Raw genomic sequence first — 2,802 nt, 5'->3', positions numbered from 1 at the left:
GGACTGTACGGGGGCGGGGCGGCGCGGCCCACCGGGTTTTCGCGCCCGCCGCCCCGGCGGGAACGCCTACGGCACGACCACGATCTTGCGGCCCACTCCTGCCGCGAACTGCTCCAGGGCCTGGGGGTAGCGGGCCAGTTCGATGCGGTCGCTGATGAAGACGTCCGGGTCGAGGACGCCGTTCGCGAACAGCTCCGCCGCGCGCTCGTAGCTGTGCAGGACGGCCATCGAACCGGTGATCGTGATCTCCTGGTTGTAGACGCGGTACGGGTCGATCTGCACGCGGGTCGCGTAGTCGGCGACGCCGAACTGGAGGAAGGTGCCCGCCTTGGCGACGCGGTCCAGGCCGTCCTGGATGGCCGCCGCGTTGCCCGTGGCGTCGATGACGAGGTCCCAGCCCTGGGGGCGGTCCAGCTCGTCGGGCGTCGCGGCCGACCCCGTGACGCCGAGGCCGCGGGCCGTCTCCAGGCGCGCCGGGTTGAGGTCGACCATGTCGACGCTGGCCGCGCCGGTCCGCTTGGCCAGCTCCAGCATCATCAGGCCCATCGTGCCGGAGCCGTAGATCAGGACGTGGGCGCCGAGGCGGGACTGGAGGACGTCGTAGCCGCGGACCGCGCAGGACAGCGGTTCGATCAGGGCCGCGTCCTGGGTGCGGACGTGCTCGGGGAGCTTCACGCAGTTGGCCACGGGAGCCACCGCGTACTGCGCCGCGCCGCCCGCCGTCGTGACGCCGATGGCGGCCCAGCGCTCGCAGAGGTTGTTGTGGCCGTTGCGGCAGTAGCGGCACTCGTAGCAGTAGAGGGAGGGGTCGACCGCCACCTGGTCGCCGACGGACACCTCCGTGACCTGGGCGCCGACGCCGACCACCTCGCCGGCGAACTCGTGGCCGGGCACGATGGGGAGCTTCGGCGCGAACTCGCCCTGCAGGATGTGCAGGTCGGTGCCGCACAGGCCGCAGGCGGCGACCTCGACGACGACGTCCCGGGGACCCGGCGTCGGGTCCGGGACCTCGGTGACGACGGCGCGGCCCACGGACTCGATGACGGCGGCCTTCATTTCACGGCTCCCAACGACAGGCCCTGGACCAGCTTGTCCTGGGCGGCGAACCCCGCGGCGAGCACCGGCAGGGAGATGACGAGCGACGCGGCGCACACCTTGGCCAGGAAGAGGCCCTGGCTGGTGATGAAGCCGGTCAGGAAGACGGGGGCGGTCTCGGCGACCACGCCCGTCAGCACCCGGGCGAAGAGCAGTTCGTTCCAGCTGAAGATGAAGCAGATGAGGGAGGTGGCGGCGATGCCCGGCAGGGCGATCGGGGCGACCACGCGGACCAGGATCGTGGGCAGCTTCGCGCCGTCCACCCGGGCCGCCTCGATGATCGCGACCGGGACCTCGGCGAGGAAGGACTGCATCATCCAGACCGCGATCGGCAGGTTCATCGACGTGTAGAGGATGACCAGCAGCCAGATGTTGTCCAGCATGTCGGTGTTCTTGGCGAACAGGTAGATCGGCAGCAGCCCCGCCACCACCGGCAGCATCTTGGTGGACAGGAAGAAGAACAGGACGTCCGTCCACTTCTTCACCGGGCGGATGGAGAGGGCGTAGGCGGCGGGCAGGGCCAGCACCAGGACGAAGAGGGTCGAGGCGACCGACGCCACCGCCGAGTTGATCAGCGCGGGCCAGGGGCTGGCGCCGCCGCCCGCGCCGAAGAACTCGCGGTACCCGTCGAGGGTGAGCGAGGCGGCGAAGGACGGCGGGTTGGTGGCCGCGTCCGCCTCCGAGTGGAAGGAGGTCAGCGCCATCCACGCGATGGGCAGGAAGAAGACGATGCCGGCCAGCCAGGCCACCAGGCCCAGTCCGGCTCCTGCCTTGCGGCGGGTCCGGGCCGGCTTGGCGGTGGTGGTGGCGGGTCGTACGGCGGTGGCGCTCATGCGCGGCCGGCCTCCTCGCGGAACAGGGACGACACCACGCGCAGTGCGAAGGTGGCGATGATGATCGAGCCGATGACGACCAGGACGCCCGCGGCCGAGGCGAGGCCGTTCTCGTGGGCCTGGTAGAAGCTCTGGTAGACGGTGTAGGGCAGGTTGGCCGTGCCCAGGCCGCCGGAGGTGATGGTGAAGACGGCGTCGAAGTTCTGGACGATGTAGATCGAGCCGAGCAGGGCGCCCAGCTCCAGGTAGCGGCGCAGGTGGGGGAGGGTGAGGTGGACGAAGATCTGCCAGTCGCCCGCGCCGTCCACCCGGGCGGCCTCGATCTGCTGCTGGTCGCGGCTCTGCAGGCCGGCCAGCAGGATGAGCATCATGAAGGGCGTCCACTGCCAGATCAGTGACAACTCGACGGCGAGCAGCGGGGTGTTGGAGATCCAGTCCGGCTGCGGGCCGCCCACGTAGTGCAGCAGCCCGTTGAGCAGGCCGTACTCGGGGTTGTAGAGGACGTGCTTCCAGAGCAGCGCCGCCGCCACCGGGACCACCAGGAACGGGGCGATCAGCAGGGTGCGGACCACGCCCCGGCCCTTGAACCGCCGGTCGAGGAGCAGCGCGAGGGCCAGGCCGAGGACGAGGCTGGCCAGGACCACCGCCACCGTCAGCAGGATCGTCGTCCACACGGACTGGCGCAGGTCCGCGTCGCCGAGGACGTCGCCGTAGTTGGCGAAGCCGGTGAAGTGCCGGGCGTCCGGATAGAGGGAGTTCCAGTCGAAGAAGGAGATCACCAGGGTCGCCACGAAGGGCAGCTGGGTGACCGCGATCATGAAGATCAGGGCGGGGAGGAGGGGGGCGCGGGTGGCCCAGGCGCGCAGCCGGGAGG

General features: G+C 70.7%; 3 protein-coding genes. All 3 read right to left on the bottom strand.

What is annotated here, in order from left to right; translation table 11 throughout:
- Window positions 1–66: 66 nt before the first annotated feature.
- Complete coding sequence (locus DMH12_RS38060) at window positions 67–1,056, bottom strand: zinc-dependent alcohol dehydrogenase family protein (protein ID WP_125495812.1); 990 nt, start codon at window positions 1,054–1,056, stop codon at window positions 67–69.
- Complete coding sequence (locus DMH12_RS38055; protein ID WP_125495811.1) at window positions 1,053–1,928, bottom strand: carbohydrate ABC transporter permease; 876 nt, start codon at window positions 1,926–1,928, stop codon at window positions 1,053–1,055. The genes DMH12_RS38060 and DMH12_RS38055 overlap by 4 nt, the downstream gene beginning before the upstream one ends.
- The coding region (locus DMH12_RS38050) for a carbohydrate ABC transporter permease (RefSeq protein WP_148107600.1) at window positions 1,925–2,802 on the bottom strand (878 nt) is incomplete at its 5' end. The genes DMH12_RS38055 and DMH12_RS38050, both read right to left, overlap by 4 nt.

This window comes from Streptomyces sp. WAC 04229, assembly GCF_003947455.1.
GTDB lineage: Bacteria > Actinomycetota > Actinomycetes > Streptomycetales > Streptomycetaceae > Streptomyces.
This window is presented reverse-complemented; position numbering and strand designations above follow the sequence as displayed.